Here is a 16,294-nt window from a genome sequence, read left to right on the forward strand (position 1 = left end):
GAAAAACTTCCTTTCCTTTTTTTTATATTTTCGCTCTCTTCAAACGTAGCGAGTTCGTGACGACACTTACAGAACTGAAAGCCATCGCGGCGCCTGCAACCCATGGTGCGAGTAAACCGATAGCAGCTACCGGGATTCCTGCTGTGTTATATGCAAGTGCCCAGAACAAGTTTTGACGGATATTCTGCATTGTTTTACGGCTTAAACCGATCGCCTTGCTTAAATGAGCTAAGTCGCCGCCGACTAAGGTAATATCTGCCGTTTCGATGGCCACATCTGACCCTGTTCCAATCGCAATACCTATATCAGCTGTAGCCAGGGACGGGGCATCATTGATTCCATCTCCGACCATGGCGACTTTCTGACCTTGTTTTTGTAACTCCTTTACTCTTTCCGCTTTTTCTTCAGGTAACACTTCTGCAAATACACCATCAATGCCTACTTGGCTGGCAATTGCTTCTGCGGTCCGTTTATTATCACCAGTGACCATGAAAACTTGTAAGCCAAGATCTTTCAAATGACGAATGGCTTGCTTGGATGTTTCTTTCACTGTATCCGCAACAGCTATATACCCTTCAAGCTGACCTTCAACAGCTATATACATCGCTGTTTTTCCTTCTTCTTCAAGCCCTGAGATGACTTCCTCATAATCTTCCCAGGTGATTTTTTCACGGTCCATCAATTTTCTTGTGCCGATATCTATACGTTTTCCATCTATAGCTGCTTTAATGCCATACCCTGGAATTGCTTCAAAATCAGTGGTCCCTTCCACCTGAACACCCTGGCTGTCTCCGTACTGTACAATCGCTTCTGCTAAAGGGTGCTCAGAAGGTTTCTCGGCAGCTACTACCTTAGCAAGGAGCTCTTTTTCCTGCCCGTTTACCGCAACGAAATCCGTGACTTCGGGTTTTCCTTTCGTCACAGTTCCCGTTTTGTCTAATAGTATCGTCGTCAATCGATGGGTGCCTTCTAAATATTCGCCGCCTTTGAATAAAATCCCCTGCTCTGCTCCTTTGCCTGTACCGACCATAATCGATGTCGGAGTAGCGAGACCGAGGGCACAAGGACAAGCGATGACAAGAACCGCAATTGCTGCCTCAAGTGCAGGGGGGAGCTCACCTGGTGCCACAAAGATATACCAGATAAGAAATGTCACCACCGCGATCCCTACCACAATAGGAACAAAGATTCCTGAAATAGTATCAGCAGTCCTCTGAATCGGTGCTTTGGAACCTTGCGCCTCTTCAACGATTTTCACTATTCCGGAAAGTGCGGTATCTTTACCGACGCGTTCTGCTTCCATCCGAATGGTTCCGTTCTTATTAAGGGTAGCACCAATGACCGGCTCGCCTGCTTGTTTCTCTACCGGAATCGACTCACCTGTGATCATTGATTCATCTACAGAGGTTTTTCCGCTTAAAATCGAACCGTCAACAGGAATTTTCTCTCCTGGTTTGACGAGAATTTCATCACCCACTTGCACCTGGTCGACAGGTATTTCCTCTTCTTTGCCCTCTCGTATGACAGTTGCTTCTTTAGCCTGTAAATTCAATAACTTCGTCAATGCCGCGGTCGTCCGGCCTTTCGCCAGCGCTTCAAAAAGCTTCCCGACAAGAATCAAGGTGATCAGTACAGCACTCGTTTCAAAATACAACTCGGGCATAATTTCAGGATTCAGCTGCCAGCGGATCGCTTCCACCACACTGTAAAAATATGCCGCCGATGTACCGAGGGCCACGAGCACATCCATATTGGCACTTTTATTAGATAATGCCCGATAAGCTCCATTATAAAAAGAAGCACCAATATAAAATTGGACAGGTGTCGCTAAAATGAACTGAAACCATGGGTTCATCAACAGGTCCGGCACAGGAACACCGATATCCCACGGCAAGTGCGCAAACATTGTATAAAGGAGCGGAAGAGACAGAATGGCAGACAACAATAGCTTCCGCTTCTTCTTAGATAGCTCCTCTTCTTTTTGTTCTTTCTGTTCCTCACGATCTTGTTTGGTCACCGCATCGTACCCTAATTTTTTCACTTTACTGATGATATCTTCCACGCTTAACTTTTCGGGATCGTATTCCACTACTCCGGCTTCTGTTGCCAGGTTTACGGTCGCGTGGCCAACACCTTCCGTTTTATTCAATACCTTTTGAATGCGGCTTGAGCACGCCGAACAAGTCATGCCTTGAATGTCCAATTCCACTCGTTCTTTTTGCACTCCATACCCAAGCTTTTCGATTCTGCTCTTAATATGTTCAGGATCGACAAGATGCTCATCGTAACGGACATTAGCCTTCTCCATCGCCAGGTTCACATTTGCTTCGACGCCCTCCATTTTGTTCAACACCTTTTCAATACGAGTGGAACATGCGGAGCACGTCATACCGGTAATACCGACATTCATGTTCTTTAGTTCTGACACTATCAAAACCTCCTTACTTGGAGAATTGCTGCACAACTGTCATCAGCTCATCAATCGCCTCTTCGCCTTCTCCTTTTTTAATCGCATCTGCAACACAATGATGGGTATGGCGTTCTAATAACGAATACCCTACTTTATTCAAAGCATTGTTAATGGCGGAGATTTGGACAAGAATATCTACACAATACCGATCGTTTTCCACCATCTTTTGTATCCCTCTCACTTGACCTTCTATACGTTTCAACCGGTTCAGCAGGGCCTGCTTCTCATCTTCTGTTCTTGGCTCTACAGGCTGCTTACCACTGTTTTCAGGTAATGTTTCATTGCTCATCGTCATCTTCCTTTCTAATTATAATATACCGGGTATAGGTATTTAAATCAACAAAAATGATTGATGATTTAACAAAAATCATGTAGTTTATTATTTTACATATATGGGGTATAGATTAATGAATAGTGAAATTATTAGTTGAGGTGATAGCATGTTAGTTCTTATATCCTGGATTGCCCTGACGATTGGTTTTTTATCATCTTTCATCATTATTGTGGATATCAGCCGACATCCTCAAATGATGAAGGTTATGAATTTCGTCTGGCCGATCAATGGATGGTTTTTCGGCCCCATTGCCCTTTGGACCTATTTTAAGTGGGGAAGATTAAAAGCGAAGGACCTATCACATGAAGATCACCGTGGAAGACCTGCTAAAGTTTTCGTTTCGACAAGTCACTGTTCAGCAGGTTGTACATTCGGAGATGCCGTCGGGGTTCCAATTGTGGCACTGACCGGCTTAATGATCGCAGGTTCGACACTCTTTGCCCATTATACCGTCGAATTCATCCTTGCTTATATTTTCGGTATCATTTTTCAGTTTTATGCGATTTACCCGATGAACAAGGATCTTGGCGTTAGAAGATCCATATGGGCAGCGGTAAAAGCAGATTCAATTTCGCTCATAGCCTTTGAAGTAGGAATGTTCGGCTGGATGGCCATCGTCCATTTTGTATTGTTCCAAGAACCACCAAAACCAACCGAACCCACCTACTGGTTCATGATGCAAATAGCCATGCTGTTAGGATTCATCACAAGCTACCCCGCCAACTGGATCCTTGTCAGAAAAGGAATAAAAGAAGAAATGTGAATTCAAAAGCGCAAGCGCCTTGTTCACCCCCGACAAGCTTAAGAACATCCGACCTGTGAAGCGGTTTTTCTTCACAGTAAAGATACAGAGGAAGTTCGGCTAAAATCACAACATCCTGTTGCACGCCGAGCGACCCCACATCGTATGGGACCAAGACCTCGAGAGGCTAGGCGCTGGAGCTGGACGATTCAAAGGCGCAAGTGGTTCTGGTTCGAATAAGACAATATTTTTAAATACAATGAAAAGAAGCAGAGATCCCTCAATAAGGGTTCCTGCTTCTTTTATTTATTCCTTCACCATCCACCAATCTGGTACTATCAATTTCTACGCTGGAAACTCCTATGGCATATCAATCAAAAGGGAAACTGGTTCAACCACTGTCCGCCGTCCAGTGTCACCACTTCACCATTCATATAGGAAGCTTCATCGGATAGAATGAACTTAGCAAGACCAGCAATTTCCTCAGGTGTGCCCAAGCGCCCTAGTGGAACGGAAGCCAGTGTACGCTTGGCGGCTTTCTCAGATTCGAACAGTTTGTCTGCTCCTCCTGTCCGTTCAATCGGACCAGGGGCAATCGCATTGGCCCGAATACCATATTTAGCACCCCACTCCACTGCCAATGTCCGGGTCATAGCCAGCACCCCTGCCTTCGCTGAAGCGGAATGAATGACTCCCGCTCCGGCATTCCAGGCATAAGTAGCTACCATATTCAAAATCGATCCTTTGATCTTGTTTTCAATCCAATAGTTTCCGACTGCCTGGCTGCAATAAAAGGTTCCGTTCAAAACAATATTGATGACAGAGTTCCAGCCATTCGTTGACAATTTTTCAGCTGGAGCTATGAAGTTTCCTGCTGCATTGTTCACTAAATGGTCGATGCGCCCGAATGCTTCCACTGTCTCTTTTACCATCCGCTCAGCATCTTCCACTTTGCGTACATCCATTTGAATAGGCAGTACAAAATCTTCTTTGCCGCCTGCAATCTGCTTTTTCGCTTCTTCTAACCGCTCAATATTCCTTCCGGTAATAGCCACTTTCGCCCCTTCTGCTACAAAGCGTTTGGCCATATAGAGTCCCATACCACTGGAACCACCTGTAACGATCACCACTTGATTCTCCATATGTAATTCCTCCTCTTCTCTTTGTTACATTCCACATACACAAAATGAATTCCTGTTCATTTTTAAAAGTAGTGTTAAATTCCGACATTTTGCTTAAGAAATTCATGATATAATTACGTGAGAATTCGGAGGAGAGCTGTTATGAAAATAACCCGTCGCAAATTCATCAAGCAAACATTGGCGAGTGTAGCTGGAATCCTCGGATTCAGCGCATTCGGTTACTCTTATGCGCGCTTTTTCGAACCACATATGCTCACAGTTCAAAACTATACGATCGAAAATGAAAAGATCTCCCAAAACTTTCATAACCTCAAAATCCTACAATTTTCTGATACCCATATCGGGTTCCACTACAACCTTTCCCAACTCGAAGAACTTGTCGAGACCATCAATGAGCAAAAACCAGGTTTGATCCTTTTTACCGGGGACCTCGTTGATGAACCACATACGTATGATTTTCCTCCGCAGCTGCCGAAGATACTGCAGCGGCTGGACGCACCACTCGGAAAGTTTTGGATTTACGGAAACCACGACCATGGCGGCTATGGCACTGATAAAATTCGCGAAGTGATGGAACAGGCAGGATTTGAATTGTTACAAAATCAACACACAGTGATTCGAAATGGGAAAGAATCTTTCACCTTAGTAGGCATCGATGATGTGATGCTTGGCAGACCTGACATTAAGAAAACGCTGAGTCGTGTCGGGGGGGATCCTTTTACAATCTTAATGGTTCATGAACCCGACGTCGCTTCAGAGTATCAGCACTACCCGATTGATGTGCAGCTATCCGGCCATAGCCATGGCGGACAAGTACAGCTCCCCTTTTTCGGTTATTTAGTCACCCCTCCATATGCTGAACGGTTCGTCGAAGGCTATTATCACTTAAACCAGGGACTTCATCTCTATGTGAGTCGTGGGATTGGAACCACACGTCTTCCCTATCGTTTTTTATGTAAGCCGGAAATTTCAGTTTTTCAATTAAAAATGAAGGAATCCTGAGAGAACGTCAACATTTTTGTGACAGAACCTCACGAACACTGGGATGAGTTTATTCAAAGTGATACACTAAAGAAAGTTCAAAAAAATGGAGGCAGAGCATGAAGTTAAGAATTTGGTTCGGAATGGTTATACTGCTCCTGATCGTGAGCGCGTGCGGTTCACCGATTGAAGAGAATATGTCTAGAAATGTCGATCAAATGACAACGGTCAATCAACACAGAAATGAAGTGAATCTGCCGGAGGATTTCAAAGGGGATTACTGGATAGCGGATTTCATTTTTACTAATTGTGATACGGTTTGCCCACCGATGACAGGTAATATGTCTCGCTTACAAAATCAATTGAAGGAAGAAAACCTCGAGGTCCCTCTCGTTTCGGTCAGTGTCGATCCAAAAAATGACACCCCAGAGGAACTGGTGGCATTTTCCAAAGACTATCAGCCGGATTATGAGCAGTGGGATTTCTTGACGGGGTACACGTTCCAAGAAGTGAAAGAATGGTCAATCAAATCCTTTCAATCTCCCCTGAAAAAATTACCTGATTCTAATCAAGTCGCCCATGGGACAAGCTTTTATCTGGTTACACCTGAAGGAGAAGTCATCAAAAGCTATAGCGGAACCGATGCTGACAGCGTGACAAAAATCGTCGAAGATTTGAAAACACTAAAAAAGTGACAAAGCTTATGTAAAATATTGTAATCACACAAGAGTACCGCTATACTTGGATGGAAAGGAGATTTCAGATGAAAGAGAACCAACTATCAAACCGCGAATTAGCCGAATCTTTATTCATCGTCAATCGCCACGCAAAAACGGCCCCTGAGCCTAAACACCTGTACGACATTAAAAAGCACACCATCGATAAGCTGCTAACCGAGAAGCGAGCAAAAAAAGTCGGACTTCATTTTTCTGACCACCCTAAATATAGTCAACAACACTCGACCCTCCTTATTGAAATCGGTGGCTATTATTTTCATATCCCTGCAGACAAACAGGACTTCCAGCAATTGAAGCACTTAGGCAAGGTCGATCAGTCCTATCGTAATCCGAAACCTAAACTATCTTTGTCGAGAGCAAAGCGGACGCTATATCAATTTCTGAATTGGAAACAGCCGAAAAAACCGGCACACACCCTACAAACCTCCGCGCAGTCGAGCCTACTTGGACAACCTACCGGAACACCGTGGAATCAACGGCCGAGAAGAAGACCATAGCCGAGCACCTATTCACAGGTTTCATTTCTAGCGAAAGAAGGAATGAGGCTTGTAGAGGAGGTTGATAGAGATGCCACCAAATGAAATGGAAGATTTCCTATATCATTTGAAGAAGTACATGGAATACACGACTGAAATGAGAGCGGCGTATGAACATCTCTCTGAACACGGTAAGAGTTTGGTCGTCGAAGCCTCTCCAACGAAACAGGGTCCCGAAACCCTATCTCAACAAGCTTATGCTTGGCACGATGAATTGTACAAGCGCACAAATATCAATGACGCATGAAAAGAGCCGCTGATTCACAGCGGCTTTTTTTCTGAGCATGCTCTTTAAGTATTCAATTATAAAATATGGTGGTCGATGATTTTGACCAGTTCCACAATCTCCGGCTTGGAAACTTGAGCATCAGCTCCGACTACTTCCCCTTTGTGTCTCAGATCGTCAGTAATTAAAGAGGAAAAAATAATGACTGGCAATGCGTTGAACTGAGGTTCTTCTTTAATCAGCCGGGTCAGATGGTGTCCATCCATGCGCGGCATTTCAATGTCTGTGATCATCAATTGGTATTCCTCTTCCACAGACTTCCCTTCTGCTACTAAGCTCTCTAAGTGTTCATATGCTTCTTTTCCATCTTCAAAGCTGATGGTATTTTCGTAGCCAGCTTCGCCTAATGTTTCTTGAAGCATCGCTCGAAGCATTCCTGAATCTTCAGCTATGAGGATCTTTTTCTGAGAACGTTCACGCTCTCCAAGTTCGCGAAGCTGTTCTGTATGAATGCTTGATTCCGGATTAATATCTGCAACCACTTTTTCGAAATCGAGGAGCAGCAGCATTTCTTCTCCCATTTTGATAACACCTGTGATTTGCGTTTCCAAACCCTGGTACATTTTGCTCGGCTTTTCAATCTGCTCCCAGGAAATGCGATGGATTTGTGTAACCGTATGTACGTGAAAAACGATTTTGGTTTTGTTGAATTCAGCCAAAATGAATTTGTCTTGTTTTGGATTTTCTGATGGAGAAAATCCGAGCGCGTGCGCGACATCTACTACTGGCACTACTTCACCGCGAATCTCAATGATCCCCTCTACTGACGGATGGGAATGAGGTATCTTCGTTACTGCCTGAGGATTCAAAATTTCTTTAACTTTTATGACATTAATGCCGAATCGATTGTTTCCGATACCGAATTCGACGATTTCCAGTTCGTTCGTCCCTGTTTCTAGTAAAATCCCTTGATCTTTCTGCATGGCCATCGCCCTTCCTGTTATATAATCCACTTTATATATCGTCATATAGAGGAGAAGGTTAAGCCATGACCAAAGATTCAGTTTCGAGACATTTAAAAGGTTTCCGTGACTGAGGGGCCGGGGTTCTTCATAATACAAATAGGAATACTCTCACGGGAAAAGGGACTCGGAAATAGCCTACAGGAGTCTTACCATTTCCCATCCACCAAGTAAAGGGCACATACTTCCTATATCGATTTCGAGAAACGTATAGCGCAAGGTCGCCATTCCCCGCCGCCCCTTGCTATAAAATCTCCTCGAAAACATGAGATATAAGCCGCTATTCATTGTGGAGCATTTATCTTTCCAGTCGTGTGTAGGGCATTTTTAGCAAAAATGTTCCTGACCATATAGGGAGTTTCGAGCACGTCCCTAATTATGGAGGATGGGAAAACGGTGAGACTCCTGCGGGAATGGATGGGCAGGCTAGACCCCACAGAGCTTTAGCTCGAGGAGGCTAGCCGCCATCCCCGCGGAAAGCGATCCGTTTTCCCGCCCACCATCGCTCCATGCAAAAGCATCGAAACTGAACATTAAAAAAGAGCAGAGCTTTTTGCTCTACTCTAATCATTCCTTATGATTATATAAACGATCAGTCCGACGATAGGGAAAAAAAGCGTTCCGATTAAAACGACAAGGCTGTATGTGCTGTTTTGGCCTTTTCGCAACGAATCACGGTACGCCCAGACGCTCGTGACGATATTCAAGATAAGCAAACCCAACCCGAATAAGAAAAACATAAAAAACATGATGCCGATTTCCATGATGAACCCCCTCAGTTTTCTTGTTTCACCTTATTATACGAGGAAGGGGGCTCTCAGTTTCATTCTCAAGCCACTTTTCTTTTGTTCCGTTTCGAAAATTTCATCCATGCTTTACGCGTCGCCTTTGCGCCTACATAAACAAGTCCATAACTGCTGATAGCGAGAAGGCAGATCGACCAGTAATATCCAGGTAAAGTAGATGTCGTATCACTCATAGCGTAACGATCGATGAGCTGCAGGAACACCAGAGCTAACAGTGCGCTTGCTACATAACTCGATAGTGATTTCCAATGATTCAGTATCATCCACTCAATCACCGGCTTCACCACCCACATCAAGGCCATCATAAAAAGGAAAACGAGAGAAAATTGCACATGGACCGGTTCTAGTCCAAATACGTTTAATAGATCATCGTCTAATAACCTTATTGTATCCTCAAGAAATGATAGGTCGACCCATTCACCCAAATTCATTCAATCCTCAGCTCCTTGTTCAATCTATCACCATTATGAACAACAGAAGCTCAGGGTAAACGTCAGGACAGGATTCGTTCCGGGTGTTTATTCTTCAGCCATTTCAAACCTTCCCGCCGGCTTAATGGCCGACATTCTGTTTTCTCCAAGAAACGTACTACGGCGTCTGGGTTCGTTTTGCTATATTCACGCAAGGCCCATCCGATAGCTTTTTCTATGAAGAACTCTTTCTCATGTTTCAGCGAATCGATCGTTTCGAACAACAGTTGTTCATCTGTCTGCTCCTTGAACTTTAACTGGTGCAGCAAACTCGAGCGCCTTACCCACATATGAGGGGAACGACTCCATTCTTTTGTAAGAGGGGTGAGCAGCTCAGGATATCGCTTGAAATAACCGCCGCATAAATGGGTTGAAATCATATCTACCGTATCCCACCATGGCTTAGTCATGAGTAATTCTTTATAGACAGCAATAGCGGAAAGCGGTGCTTTTTTCACTCCTTTTTCCAAAAAGGCCAGTCCCGCATATTGGCATTCCCGTTCTGGTTTTTGAAACAGTAGCAAAGCCGCTTCCACACGTTCCGTATCAGAGACATTCCTATACTCTTTTAACATCGGTTGGAGTATTTGTTTCCGCTCGGGCGACTTGATTCCAAAAAAAGAAAAGTGGTGCTTCATATAAGCCTCCATCGGTCCTCTATTTTCGTCATTTCTATGTGCGCTTAACGCTTCATAAACTTCATTCGCAAAAGTGCTGTTCCGGTTCATCCCACTGCCTCCTCCTATGTGAGCATGTTTCAAAAACCATTTCCACTCTATGGCATCATACTGACTATCTTACTAATCGGAAGGAACCCATTGATAGGCATCCGAACATTTTCATGGCTCATATCCAATTTCCTGAACGCAAACACCATTCCCCTTAACTTTGTAAAAATTGTTCCAGGCGCTCTGCCTGGTCTTGTGCTTCTTCATACCCTTGTATGTAAAGCTGATGCAGACGATCCCGATTCCTTTCAATTCTGCTCACCCGCAGCGGCTGAATAGGACGAATCACGAAGGCCGATCCATCTTCCTCTGCCTGTTTCACCTTCTCCAATTGCTCATTATAGCGGAAGTGACGATTGAGCATAGCTTTTGCAAATAATGGAAATTGTTTATATTTACGGTTGAAATACCAGCCTGCTTTCATCTTTCTTTTAATATAACCGTCATTTCGAGTCAACACTACGACGTGCTTTTCATTGCCGTGATCAAGAGAGGGCTGAAGTGGAATTGGATCAGATATTCCTCCGTCCATCAAATGTTTCCCCTCATACTGAATACTTGGCGCCACCATTGGCAGAGAACTGGAGGCACGGATGATTTTCAGCAAACTGTCCCTATCAGGAAAATGGTCATAAAAAACCGGGTCACCTGTCTGCATGTCTGTGGTTCCGACGACGAATTTTGTAGTTTGCTGATGGAATGTTTCATAATCGAAGGGGACAAGCTGGTTCGGCAGTTTATCAAAAATAAAATCCATTCCGAAGAGCTGTCGCTGGGTGAACATTCGTTTGTATGATAAGTATTCTGGATGATTCCCATATTCGACAATGACTTCATAATTCCTCCCCCGCTGCCTGGCAACGTAAGAACAGCCATTGCATGCACCGGCAGAAGCACCGACAACATAAGGGAGATGGATTCCTTCATCGAGGAAAAAGTCTAAAACACCTGCCGTATAGGCACCTCTCATCCCTCCGCCTTCGAGAACTAATCCGACATTATTCATTGCAAACACCTTCTATCATTCGATAATATGTTACCTATCTACATTTTGCCACTTCCTTTAACAAAAGTAAAAAAAAGCAACCCCTATACGGCGGTTGCTTTGGTGTGTGGTATCATCAGCTTACATATTCATCGAAGTCGATTCTTTTAGAATGTTTTTCATCTATTTCCTGCTCGATTTTTTCGATAGCTTCTTGATCTTGCAAAAGTTGTTGTTTATTACGATCGACTAAGTCTTCAAACGAAATACGATTAGGTCTCATCATCAAGCTCCTTTCGTTGGCTTATTTTGAATTATAACAAAATTCTACATGTTTTGCGTTTGAATTGTTTGAACATTTTGTTAACTTTTTGTAAAAGGAGAGAATATTATGGAGAATTTAATTAATTCCAAAGTAAAAGATATTGAAATTTCAGGGATCCGCCGCTTTTTCAACATGGTCAGCCATTATGAGGATGTCATTTCATTAACAATCGGCCAGCCGGATTTTCCTACACCGGACCACATCAAACAGGCTGGTATACTGGCCATTCAAGACAATCAGACAAGCTACACTCACAATGCCGGGCTGTTATCACTACGAAAAGCGATTGAAAACCATGTGTCTACGACCTATCATTTATCCTATCGCGCTGAAGAGGAAATTATCGTAACGGTCGGGGCTTCCCAGGCGCTTGATATTACACTAAGGACCATACTCCAGCCTGGGGATGAAGTATTACTGCCGGGCCCCGTCTACCCAGGATATGAGCCTTTGATTCGTTTAGCAGGTGCGACTCCTGTATTTGTTGATACAAGTGAAAATCAATTCAAACTGACAAGCGACCTGATTGAAGCCCACTTGACAAACAGAACAAAAGCAATCATTTTACCATATCCCTCGAACCCTACCGGTGTATCCATGACAGAAGATGAATTAAAGGACATTGCTGAAACTCTGAAAAAACATCAGCTTTTTCTCCTGGCCGATGAAATATACAGTGAACTTGTATATGAGCAAAAACACACATCCATTGCCACGTTTCCGGAAATCCGCGACCAGGTAATCGTCATCAATGGGGTTTCGAAATCCCACAGCATGACAGGATGGCGGATCGGCTATCTCCTTGCGCCTGCCTGGCTCAGTCGTCATATTCTGAAAGTCCATCAATATAATGTCTCCTGTGCGACATCCATCAGCCAATATGCCGCTTTAGAAGCACTGACCAAAGGATCTGAAGGTAGTAAGAAAATGAGGGAAGCCTATAAACAACGTCGTTCTTATGTAACGAGACGCCTGCAAGAGATGGGGCTGGAGTTTGCCCAGCCTGATGGTGCCTTTTACATTTTCCTCCGCTTCCCCTTAAAAGGAAAATCAACCATGGATCGAGCGATTCAACTCGTTGAAGAAGCGGGTATCGCGCTCGTACCCGGAGACGCCTTTTCTGAGTATGGGAAAGGCTATATGAGACTATCCTATGCCTATAGCATGGAGACCTTGGAAAAAGGCTTGGACCGGCTTGAAAAATTCCACCAGACCTCTTGAAAATTGCAGAGGAGGAATCCTGCTAAAGAAATATGATAAACGCTTCCAAGGTAATGGAGGGAAAGAGCGAAATGTAATAAATAAACGGCGATGTTTCAGCAGGAAAAAAGCTGAAACATCGCCGTTCCCCCATTCGATGAGAATACCGCCGGCCGAACAGGCCGGTTCTATCTGTTCAATGGAGAAAGAGATCCACAAACCGTTTCATTTAATGAATTCCAAAAAACAAAGAACTTATGGAAATATCCGTTCCATAAGTTCACTCAATTCGTCCTTTGTTTCTGTATTTCATTTAAAAGCGCATCTAATTCTTGACTTATTTTGACAGATTCTGCACTTGCCAGTCCTTTCTCAAGTGCAACTTTTGTCATCCGTTTTCTTAAAACTTCCACTTCGGTTAAGAGAGGGTCTTTTTCGGTCATCTGCACCCCGCCTACCTCCTGACTGTTCACACTCTATTTTATCTTTATTTTGGTAAAAAGGAAAGAATGTGTGTTCGCATGCATTTCTTGCACGAACAGAATTATCTCAATTTTCCATCTGTTTGTAAATAAGAATGATAAAACTTCTTATCTTTCGACAAGCTTACCTTTTTCTCCCAATAAAAACAGTTCCATGTTACAGCATTGTAAAATCAAAGTCTCCTTCTTCCTTTTTGTATGGAATATGGTAAAATGAAGATGATTATGAGTTCATCGAGAAAGGAAGATGAGATTGTCAGAGCGCTCAAAAAAAGAATGGTTGGAGTGGTTGAAAGCCATCGCCGTCGCCATAACGCTGGCCTTTATCCTGAGAACGTTTTTCTTTGCAACTTCGATCGTCGAAGGTGCCAGCATGGATCCGACACTACAGAACGGTGAACGAGTCATGTTCAATAAAATCATATACTATATAGATGAGCCCGACCAAGGCGATATTGTCATTATCGAACGTCCGGTGAAAAGTTATGTGAAACGGATCATCGGTCAGCCTGGAGATACAGTTGAAATCCGCAATCATCAGTTATATGTAAATGGAGAAAAAGAAACCCAGAGCTATTTGACTGAAGGGGCGGAATCCGCCACGAGAGACTTCGGTCCTGTAAAAGTCCCAGAGGGCGAATATTTCGTTATGGGTGATAATCGTTCCATCAGTAAAGATAGCCGTAATGGTCTCGGATTCGTTAAAGAAGAGGAAATTATCGGTCGTACTGAACTCATCATTTATCCGTTCAATGAATGGGGTTTGACCAAATAACAGCCCAAACACAATTTATGTTAAACAACCGTCTAGTCGAATGATGACTAGACGGTTTCCTTTAGGAGGAAATGATTTTTTCAGGCAATTGGTGAAGCGTATCAATGAGCTGATCCAGCTTCCCTTCGACCCGGTGCAATAAATAGAATGTCACGGCCACAGGGAAACCGACATCAGCAATAATAGAGATCCACGGTTCCATTTCCAAAGCACCCCCTTCTTAAAATGAGAGAGCCGCTAAATCCATAGCGGCTCTCCCTCTCCCATTAAATTTCTACTGTGAAAATATTACGTTCAACAATCCGTGCTTCTTTTTTCTTCACTAAATCTCCACCGCTTGAATAAAAGCAGTTCTGTGCAATGATCGCATCCATGGCGGCATTAACCAATGCAGGATCAGCAGGTTCAGTCGGCTCATCAAGAGAAATGGTAACAACCTTGTCATCCTCATTCAGAAATTTCAATTCCAGCTTTTTCATTCATTCTCCTCCTCGATTATGATTCCTCTAGTAATAGGGACTGGTCGTTTCGTTCGACTTTGAATAGGATGCGCTCTTGAAGAGTAGCCAGGGCGTTTGATACTTCATACAATTGTTCATTTGTCGCAGCAATCTTCACATTGTTGAAGGACTTACGAGTTAAAACCATGTTCCCGTCTGCGTCTATACCTTTGTCAAAAACGAGTTGCAACCGTGCATCTGTTTTTTGGGAAATAACAGCCATGTCTTTCACCTCCCCTCACTTCTATAATCGAAAGAAAGGGGTGGAAAAGTGTCATTCATTATTGAAATTGCCTGATTTGTTGTACATCATATGAGTACTCACCTATGGATCGAGGGTTATTAACGACATTTCGTTCGGGGAAAAGTACGCTGTGTGGGAGAGCAAATAAGCAACCGCGCTGATTACCTGCGGGAAGTGTAAATATGAAATAAGGTTCGAGTCACGGGCTCTCTGCTTGAGCCGGTTTCTCGAACCTTCTGCTTATGTGCCTATTATTTTTCATTAAGTATCAGCCATTATCAAAAATAGTCAAACCGATCAAACCTAACATGACAATTATACTGATAACGAACATAACCATTTCCATACTTCATCCACCCCTCTTTCTACTTTCTATTTTAGCAAAAAACGAGAAATTCTGCTTTGTATATTTTCAGAGTGATGTCCCTTCTTTATTCATTATAAAAATTCCCTGTATAAATGAAAAGCAAACAAAAGATTCATAACAATGACATAACTTTTCGAACAGATTGTGAAATGATGAGCATAATAGAAATTTTCTGTTCTTTTTCCTGTATATTTAAATTGTAAGGAAGGTCTTCTTACCTCCATCATGTGAAATGTTGAACAAACTTTAATAAGGAGTGAGGTTCATGATCAACCAAATGTTAAGAAACAACAAAGTATTCGCTGTTATTTTGACCGTTTTCCGTGTGTACTTAGGATATGCTTGGCTGACTTCTGGAATTGGCAAGCTCACAGGCGGATTTGAAATCATCGGTTTCTTGAACGGGGCGATAAGCAAGGCCGACGGAGCTCATCCCGCTGTTCAAGGGTGGTGGGCAGTATTCTTAGAACAATTCGCTCTGCCTAATCACGAACTGTTTGCTTACCTGGTAATGTGGGGGGAAGTTATTGCAGGAACCGCCCTGATCCTCGGGTTATTCACGAACTTAGCCTCTCTCAGTGGAATTCTCATGAACTTCGCTTTCTTATTCAGCGGGACTACGAGCACCAATCCGCAAATGGTTTTATTGACCATTTTCCTGCTTGTGGCAGGCGCCAATGCCGGACGCTACGGAGTGGATCGCTGGTTACTCCCCCTTTTACAAAAACGTACACTCAGCTTTCATAAAAAAAAGCTTATGCTGCAATGAATTGAATGTGCTTATTCGATTAATCGGTGAGAGAGATTTTATAACATGAATCTGGAGACCCAGACCATAAATCAACACTCTATGTGCCTGCATAGGGCGTTTTTCGTTTATTTTTTTCTTCAATGAGGTATGATGAAATAGAATAAAAAATTTTTTTACATGGCTCTGTTAAATTTCAATGTTGATTTATTGATATAAGCTCCCTAACTCAGTTGCGAGGCTTTGTATAAGGTTATGGTTGGCTGGGAAACGGCTCACTTTCCTGCGGGGAGGACGGCAAGCCTCCTCGAAAGCGCTGTGGGGTCTTGCCAGCCAATCCATTCTCGCGGGAATCTCGTTCCCAGCCAACCATACGATTAGGAAGACTCTCGAAATTTCATCTCAAGGGGAGCATTCATCGAGGACATTCTGTAATTAAGCGTAAAATGTTTGATTCTCACTCAAATATGACAG

At 43.4% G+C, this 16,294-nt stretch carries 21 protein-coding genes; 8 read left to right on the forward strand and 13 right to left on the reverse strand.

The genetic code is table 11. The features are described from left to right. Positions 1 to 22 precede the first annotated feature (22 nt). Positions 23 to 2,428 (reverse strand): heavy metal translocating P-type ATPase, encoded by a 2,406-nt coding sequence (locus ACTWPX_RS16090; RefSeq protein ID WP_443120609.1) that lies wholly within the window; start codon positions 2,426 to 2,428, stop codon positions 23 to 25. 13 nt (positions 2,429 to 2,441) lie between these two features. Further along, the gene (locus ACTWPX_RS16095; protein WP_443120610.1) at positions 2,442 to 2,759 is read right to left on the reverse strand and encodes a metal-sensing transcriptional repressor; all 318 of its coding nucleotides are present in this window, start codon (positions 2,757 to 2,759) and stop codon (positions 2,442 to 2,444) included. A gap of 151 nt (positions 2,760 to 2,910) precedes the next feature. Here ACTWPX_RS16095 and ACTWPX_RS16100 point away from each other — a divergent pair, with 151 nt between their 5' ends. Beyond that, positions 2,911 to 3,567, forward strand: a complete 657-nt coding sequence (locus ACTWPX_RS16100; protein ID WP_443120611.1) for a DUF4396 domain-containing protein — start codon at positions 2,911 to 2,913, stop codon at positions 3,565 to 3,567. A 353-nt stretch (positions 3,568 to 3,920) separates the two neighbouring features. Here ACTWPX_RS16100 and fadH read toward each other — a convergent pair whose 3' ends face one another. Further along, the gene (fadH, locus tag ACTWPX_RS16105) at positions 3,921 to 4,688 is read right to left on the reverse strand and encodes a 2,4-dienoyl-CoA reductase (RefSeq protein WP_128522958.1); all 768 of its coding nucleotides are present in this window, start codon (positions 4,686 to 4,688) and stop codon (positions 3,921 to 3,923) included. 141 nt (positions 4,689 to 4,829) lie between these two features. Here fadH and ACTWPX_RS16110 point away from each other — a divergent pair, with 141 nt between their 5' ends. From ACTWPX_RS16110 to ACTWPX_RS16125, 4 genes are all read left to right on the forward strand, one after another. Continuing rightward, on the forward strand, positions 4,830 to 5,690 hold the full coding sequence (locus tag ACTWPX_RS16110; protein ID WP_443120612.1) for a metallophosphoesterase: 861 nt from the start codon (positions 4,830 to 4,832) through the stop codon (positions 5,688 to 5,690). Between the two features lie 98 nt (positions 5,691 to 5,788). Further along, positions 5,789 to 6,364: an SCO family protein gene (locus ACTWPX_RS16115; RefSeq protein WP_443120613.1), complete on the forward strand. Its 576-nt coding sequence runs from the start codon at positions 5,789 to 5,791 to the stop codon at positions 6,362 to 6,364. 68 nt (positions 6,365 to 6,432) lie between these two features. Next, a complete protein-coding gene (locus ACTWPX_RS16120) occupies positions 6,433 to 6,903 on the forward strand; it encodes a YkyB family protein (RefSeq protein ID WP_128522961.1) in 471 nt (156 codons plus the stop codon). A 70-nt stretch (positions 6,904 to 6,973) separates the two neighbouring features. After that, positions 6,974 to 7,189 (forward strand): hypothetical protein, encoded by a 216-nt coding sequence (locus tag ACTWPX_RS16125; protein WP_241655923.1) that lies wholly within the window; start codon positions 6,974 to 6,976, stop codon positions 7,187 to 7,189. A gap of 56 nt (positions 7,190 to 7,245) precedes the next feature. Here ACTWPX_RS16125 and ACTWPX_RS16130 read toward each other — a convergent pair whose 3' ends face one another. The 6 genes from ACTWPX_RS16130 to ACTWPX_RS16155 form a co-directional block, all read right to left on the reverse strand. Next, the gene (locus ACTWPX_RS16130; RefSeq protein WP_443120614.1) at positions 7,246 to 8,151 is read right to left on the reverse strand and encodes a chemotaxis protein; all 906 of its coding nucleotides are present in this window, start codon (positions 8,149 to 8,151) and stop codon (positions 7,246 to 7,248) included. Between the two features lie 602 nt (positions 8,152 to 8,753). After that, positions 8,754 to 8,954 carry a PLDc N-terminal domain-containing protein gene (locus ACTWPX_RS16135; protein ID WP_241655924.1) on the reverse strand — a complete coding sequence of 67 codons (201 nt, stop codon included), beginning with the start codon at positions 8,952 to 8,954 and terminating at the stop codon, positions 8,754 to 8,756. 65 nt (positions 8,955 to 9,019) lie between these two features. Then, positions 9,020 to 9,427, reverse strand: a complete 408-nt coding sequence (locus ACTWPX_RS16140; protein WP_128522964.1) for a hypothetical protein — start codon at positions 9,425 to 9,427, stop codon at positions 9,020 to 9,022. Between the two features lie 62 nt (positions 9,428 to 9,489). Beyond that, positions 9,490 to 10,194: a DNA alkylation repair protein gene (locus ACTWPX_RS16145; RefSeq protein WP_443120615.1), complete on the reverse strand. Its 705-nt coding sequence runs from the start codon at positions 10,192 to 10,194 to the stop codon at positions 9,490 to 9,492. A gap of 154 nt (positions 10,195 to 10,348) precedes the next feature. After that, the gene (locus tag ACTWPX_RS16150; protein WP_443120616.1) at positions 10,349 to 11,200 is read right to left on the reverse strand and encodes a patatin-like phospholipase family protein; all 852 of its coding nucleotides are present in this window, start codon (positions 11,198 to 11,200) and stop codon (positions 10,349 to 10,351) included. Positions 11,201 to 11,315: 115 nt separating this feature from the next. After that, positions 11,316 to 11,462, reverse strand: coding sequence for an FbpB family small basic protein (locus tag ACTWPX_RS16155; RefSeq protein ID WP_443120617.1), 147 nt, complete (start codon positions 11,460 to 11,462; stop codon positions 11,316 to 11,318). Positions 11,463 to 11,570: 108 nt separating this feature from the next. Here ACTWPX_RS16155 and ACTWPX_RS16160 point away from each other — a divergent pair, with 108 nt between their 5' ends. Then, positions 11,571 to 12,725 carry an aminotransferase A gene (locus ACTWPX_RS16160; RefSeq protein WP_443120618.1) on the forward strand — a complete coding sequence of 385 codons (1,155 nt, stop codon included), beginning with the start codon at positions 11,571 to 11,573 and terminating at the stop codon, positions 12,723 to 12,725. Between the two features lie 263 nt (positions 12,726 to 12,988). On the opposite strand, the gene ACTWPX_RS16165 is transcribed toward ACTWPX_RS16160, so the two are convergent. Further along, a complete protein-coding gene (locus ACTWPX_RS16165; RefSeq protein WP_443120726.1) occupies positions 12,989 to 13,147 on the reverse strand; it encodes a Spo0E family sporulation regulatory protein-aspartic acid phosphatase in 159 nt (52 codons plus the stop codon). 292 nt (positions 13,148 to 13,439) lie between these two features. Here ACTWPX_RS16165 and lepB point away from each other — a divergent pair, with 292 nt between their 5' ends. Continuing rightward, complete coding sequence (gene lepB / locus ACTWPX_RS16170) at positions 13,440 to 13,961, forward strand: signal peptidase I (protein WP_443120619.1); 522 nt, start codon at positions 13,440 to 13,442, stop codon at positions 13,959 to 13,961. Positions 13,962 to 14,022: 61 nt separating this feature from the next. Here the strand turns inward: lepB and ACTWPX_RS16175 are convergent, their stop codons facing one another. The 3 genes from ACTWPX_RS16175 to ACTWPX_RS16185 all read right to left on the reverse strand — a co-directional run bounded on the left by ACTWPX_RS16175 (position 14,023) and on the right by ACTWPX_RS16185 (position 14,684). Then, complete coding sequence (locus ACTWPX_RS16175) at positions 14,023 to 14,163, reverse strand: YvrJ family protein (RefSeq protein WP_128522971.1); 141 nt, start codon at positions 14,161 to 14,163, stop codon at positions 14,023 to 14,025. 64 nt (positions 14,164 to 14,227) lie between these two features. Continuing rightward, on the reverse strand, positions 14,228 to 14,440 hold the full coding sequence (locus tag ACTWPX_RS16180; protein WP_128522972.1) for a DUF2922 domain-containing protein: 213 nt from the start codon (positions 14,438 to 14,440) through the stop codon (positions 14,228 to 14,230). Between the two features lie 16 nt (positions 14,441 to 14,456). After that, positions 14,457 to 14,684 (reverse strand): DUF1659 domain-containing protein, encoded by a 228-nt coding sequence (locus tag ACTWPX_RS16185; protein WP_443120620.1) that lies wholly within the window; start codon positions 14,682 to 14,684, stop codon positions 14,457 to 14,459. Between the two features lie 653 nt (positions 14,685 to 15,337). On the opposite strand from ACTWPX_RS16185, the gene ACTWPX_RS16190 reads away from it, so the two are divergent. Continuing rightward, positions 15,338 to 15,841 carry a DoxX family protein gene (locus ACTWPX_RS16190; RefSeq protein ID WP_443120621.1) on the forward strand — a complete coding sequence of 168 codons (504 nt, stop codon included), beginning with the start codon at positions 15,338 to 15,340 and terminating at the stop codon, positions 15,839 to 15,841. The last annotated feature ends 453 nt before the right edge of the window (positions 15,842 to 16,294 follow it).

This window comes from Halobacillus sp. H74, assembly GCF_052246715.1.
GTDB classification, from domain to species: Bacteria; Bacillota; Bacilli; order Bacillales; family Halobacillaceae; genus Halobacillus; species Halobacillus litoralis_A.

What these genes read in the sequence shown, in the direction of transcription:
- ACTWPX_RS16095 (WP_443120610.1), bottom strand. Translation starts at nt 2,759, where the DNA reads ATGAGCAATGAAACATTACCTGAAAACAGTGGTAAGCAGCCTGTAGAG.
- ACTWPX_RS16100 (WP_443120611.1), top strand. Translation starts at nt 2,911, where the DNA reads ATGTTAGTTCTTATATCCTGGATTGCCCTGACGATTGGTTTTTTATCA.
- fadH (WP_128522958.1), bottom strand. Translation starts at nt 4,688, where the DNA reads ATGGAGAATCAAGTGGTGATCGTTACAGGTGGTTCCAGTGGTATGGGA.
- ACTWPX_RS16110 (WP_443120612.1), top strand. Translation starts at nt 4,830, where the DNA reads ATGAAAATAACCCGTCGCAAATTCATCAAGCAAACATTGGCGAGTGTA.
- ACTWPX_RS16115 (WP_443120613.1), top strand. Translation starts at nt 5,789, where the DNA reads ATGAAGTTAAGAATTTGGTTCGGAATGGTTATACTGCTCCTGATCGTG.
- ACTWPX_RS16120 (WP_128522961.1), top strand. Translation starts at nt 6,433, where the DNA reads ATGAAAGAGAACCAACTATCAAACCGCGAATTAGCCGAATCTTTATTC.
- ACTWPX_RS16125 (WP_241655923.1), top strand. Translation starts at nt 6,974, where the DNA reads ATGCCACCAAATGAAATGGAAGATTTCCTATATCATTTGAAGAAGTAC.
- ACTWPX_RS16130 (WP_443120614.1), bottom strand. Translation starts at nt 8,151, where the DNA reads ATGCAGAAAGATCAAGGGATTTTACTAGAAACAGGGACGAACGAACTG.
- ACTWPX_RS16135 (WP_241655924.1), bottom strand. Translation starts at nt 8,954, where the DNA reads ATGGAAATCGGCATCATGTTTTTTATGTTTTTCTTATTCGGGTTGGGT.
- ACTWPX_RS16140 (WP_128522964.1), bottom strand. Translation starts at nt 9,427, where the DNA reads ATGAATTTGGGTGAATGGGTCGACCTATCATTTCTTGAGGATACAATA.
- ACTWPX_RS16145 (WP_443120615.1), bottom strand. Translation starts at nt 10,194, where the DNA reads ATGAACCGGAACAGCACTTTTGCGAATGAAGTTTATGAAGCGTTAAGC.
- ACTWPX_RS16150 (WP_443120616.1), bottom strand. Translation starts at nt 11,200, where the DNA reads ATGAATAATGTCGGATTAGTTCTCGAAGGCGGAGGGATGAGAGGTGCC.
- ACTWPX_RS16155 (WP_443120617.1), bottom strand. Translation starts at nt 11,462, where the DNA reads ATGAGACCTAATCGTATTTCGTTTGAAGACTTAGTCGATCGTAATAAA.
- ACTWPX_RS16160 (WP_443120618.1), top strand. Translation starts at nt 11,571, where the DNA reads ATGGAGAATTTAATTAATTCCAAAGTAAAAGATATTGAAATTTCAGGG.
- ACTWPX_RS16165 (WP_443120726.1), bottom strand. Translation starts at nt 13,147, where the DNA reads ATGACCGAAAAAGACCCTCTCTTAACCGAAGTGGAAGTTTTAAGAAAA.
- ACTWPX_RS16175 (WP_128522971.1), bottom strand. Translation starts at nt 14,163, where the DNA reads ATGGAACCGTGGATCTCTATTATTGCTGATGTCGGTTTCCCTGTGGCC.
- ACTWPX_RS16180 (WP_128522972.1), bottom strand. Translation starts at nt 14,440, where the DNA reads ATGAAAAAGCTGGAATTGAAATTTCTGAATGAGGATGACAAGGTTGTT.
- ACTWPX_RS16185 (WP_443120620.1), bottom strand. Translation starts at nt 14,684, where the DNA reads ATGGCTGTTATTTCCCAAAAAACAGATGCACGGTTGCAACTCGTTTTT.
- ACTWPX_RS16190 (WP_443120621.1), top strand. Translation starts at nt 15,338, where the DNA reads ATGATCAACCAAATGTTAAGAAACAACAAAGTATTCGCTGTTATTTTG.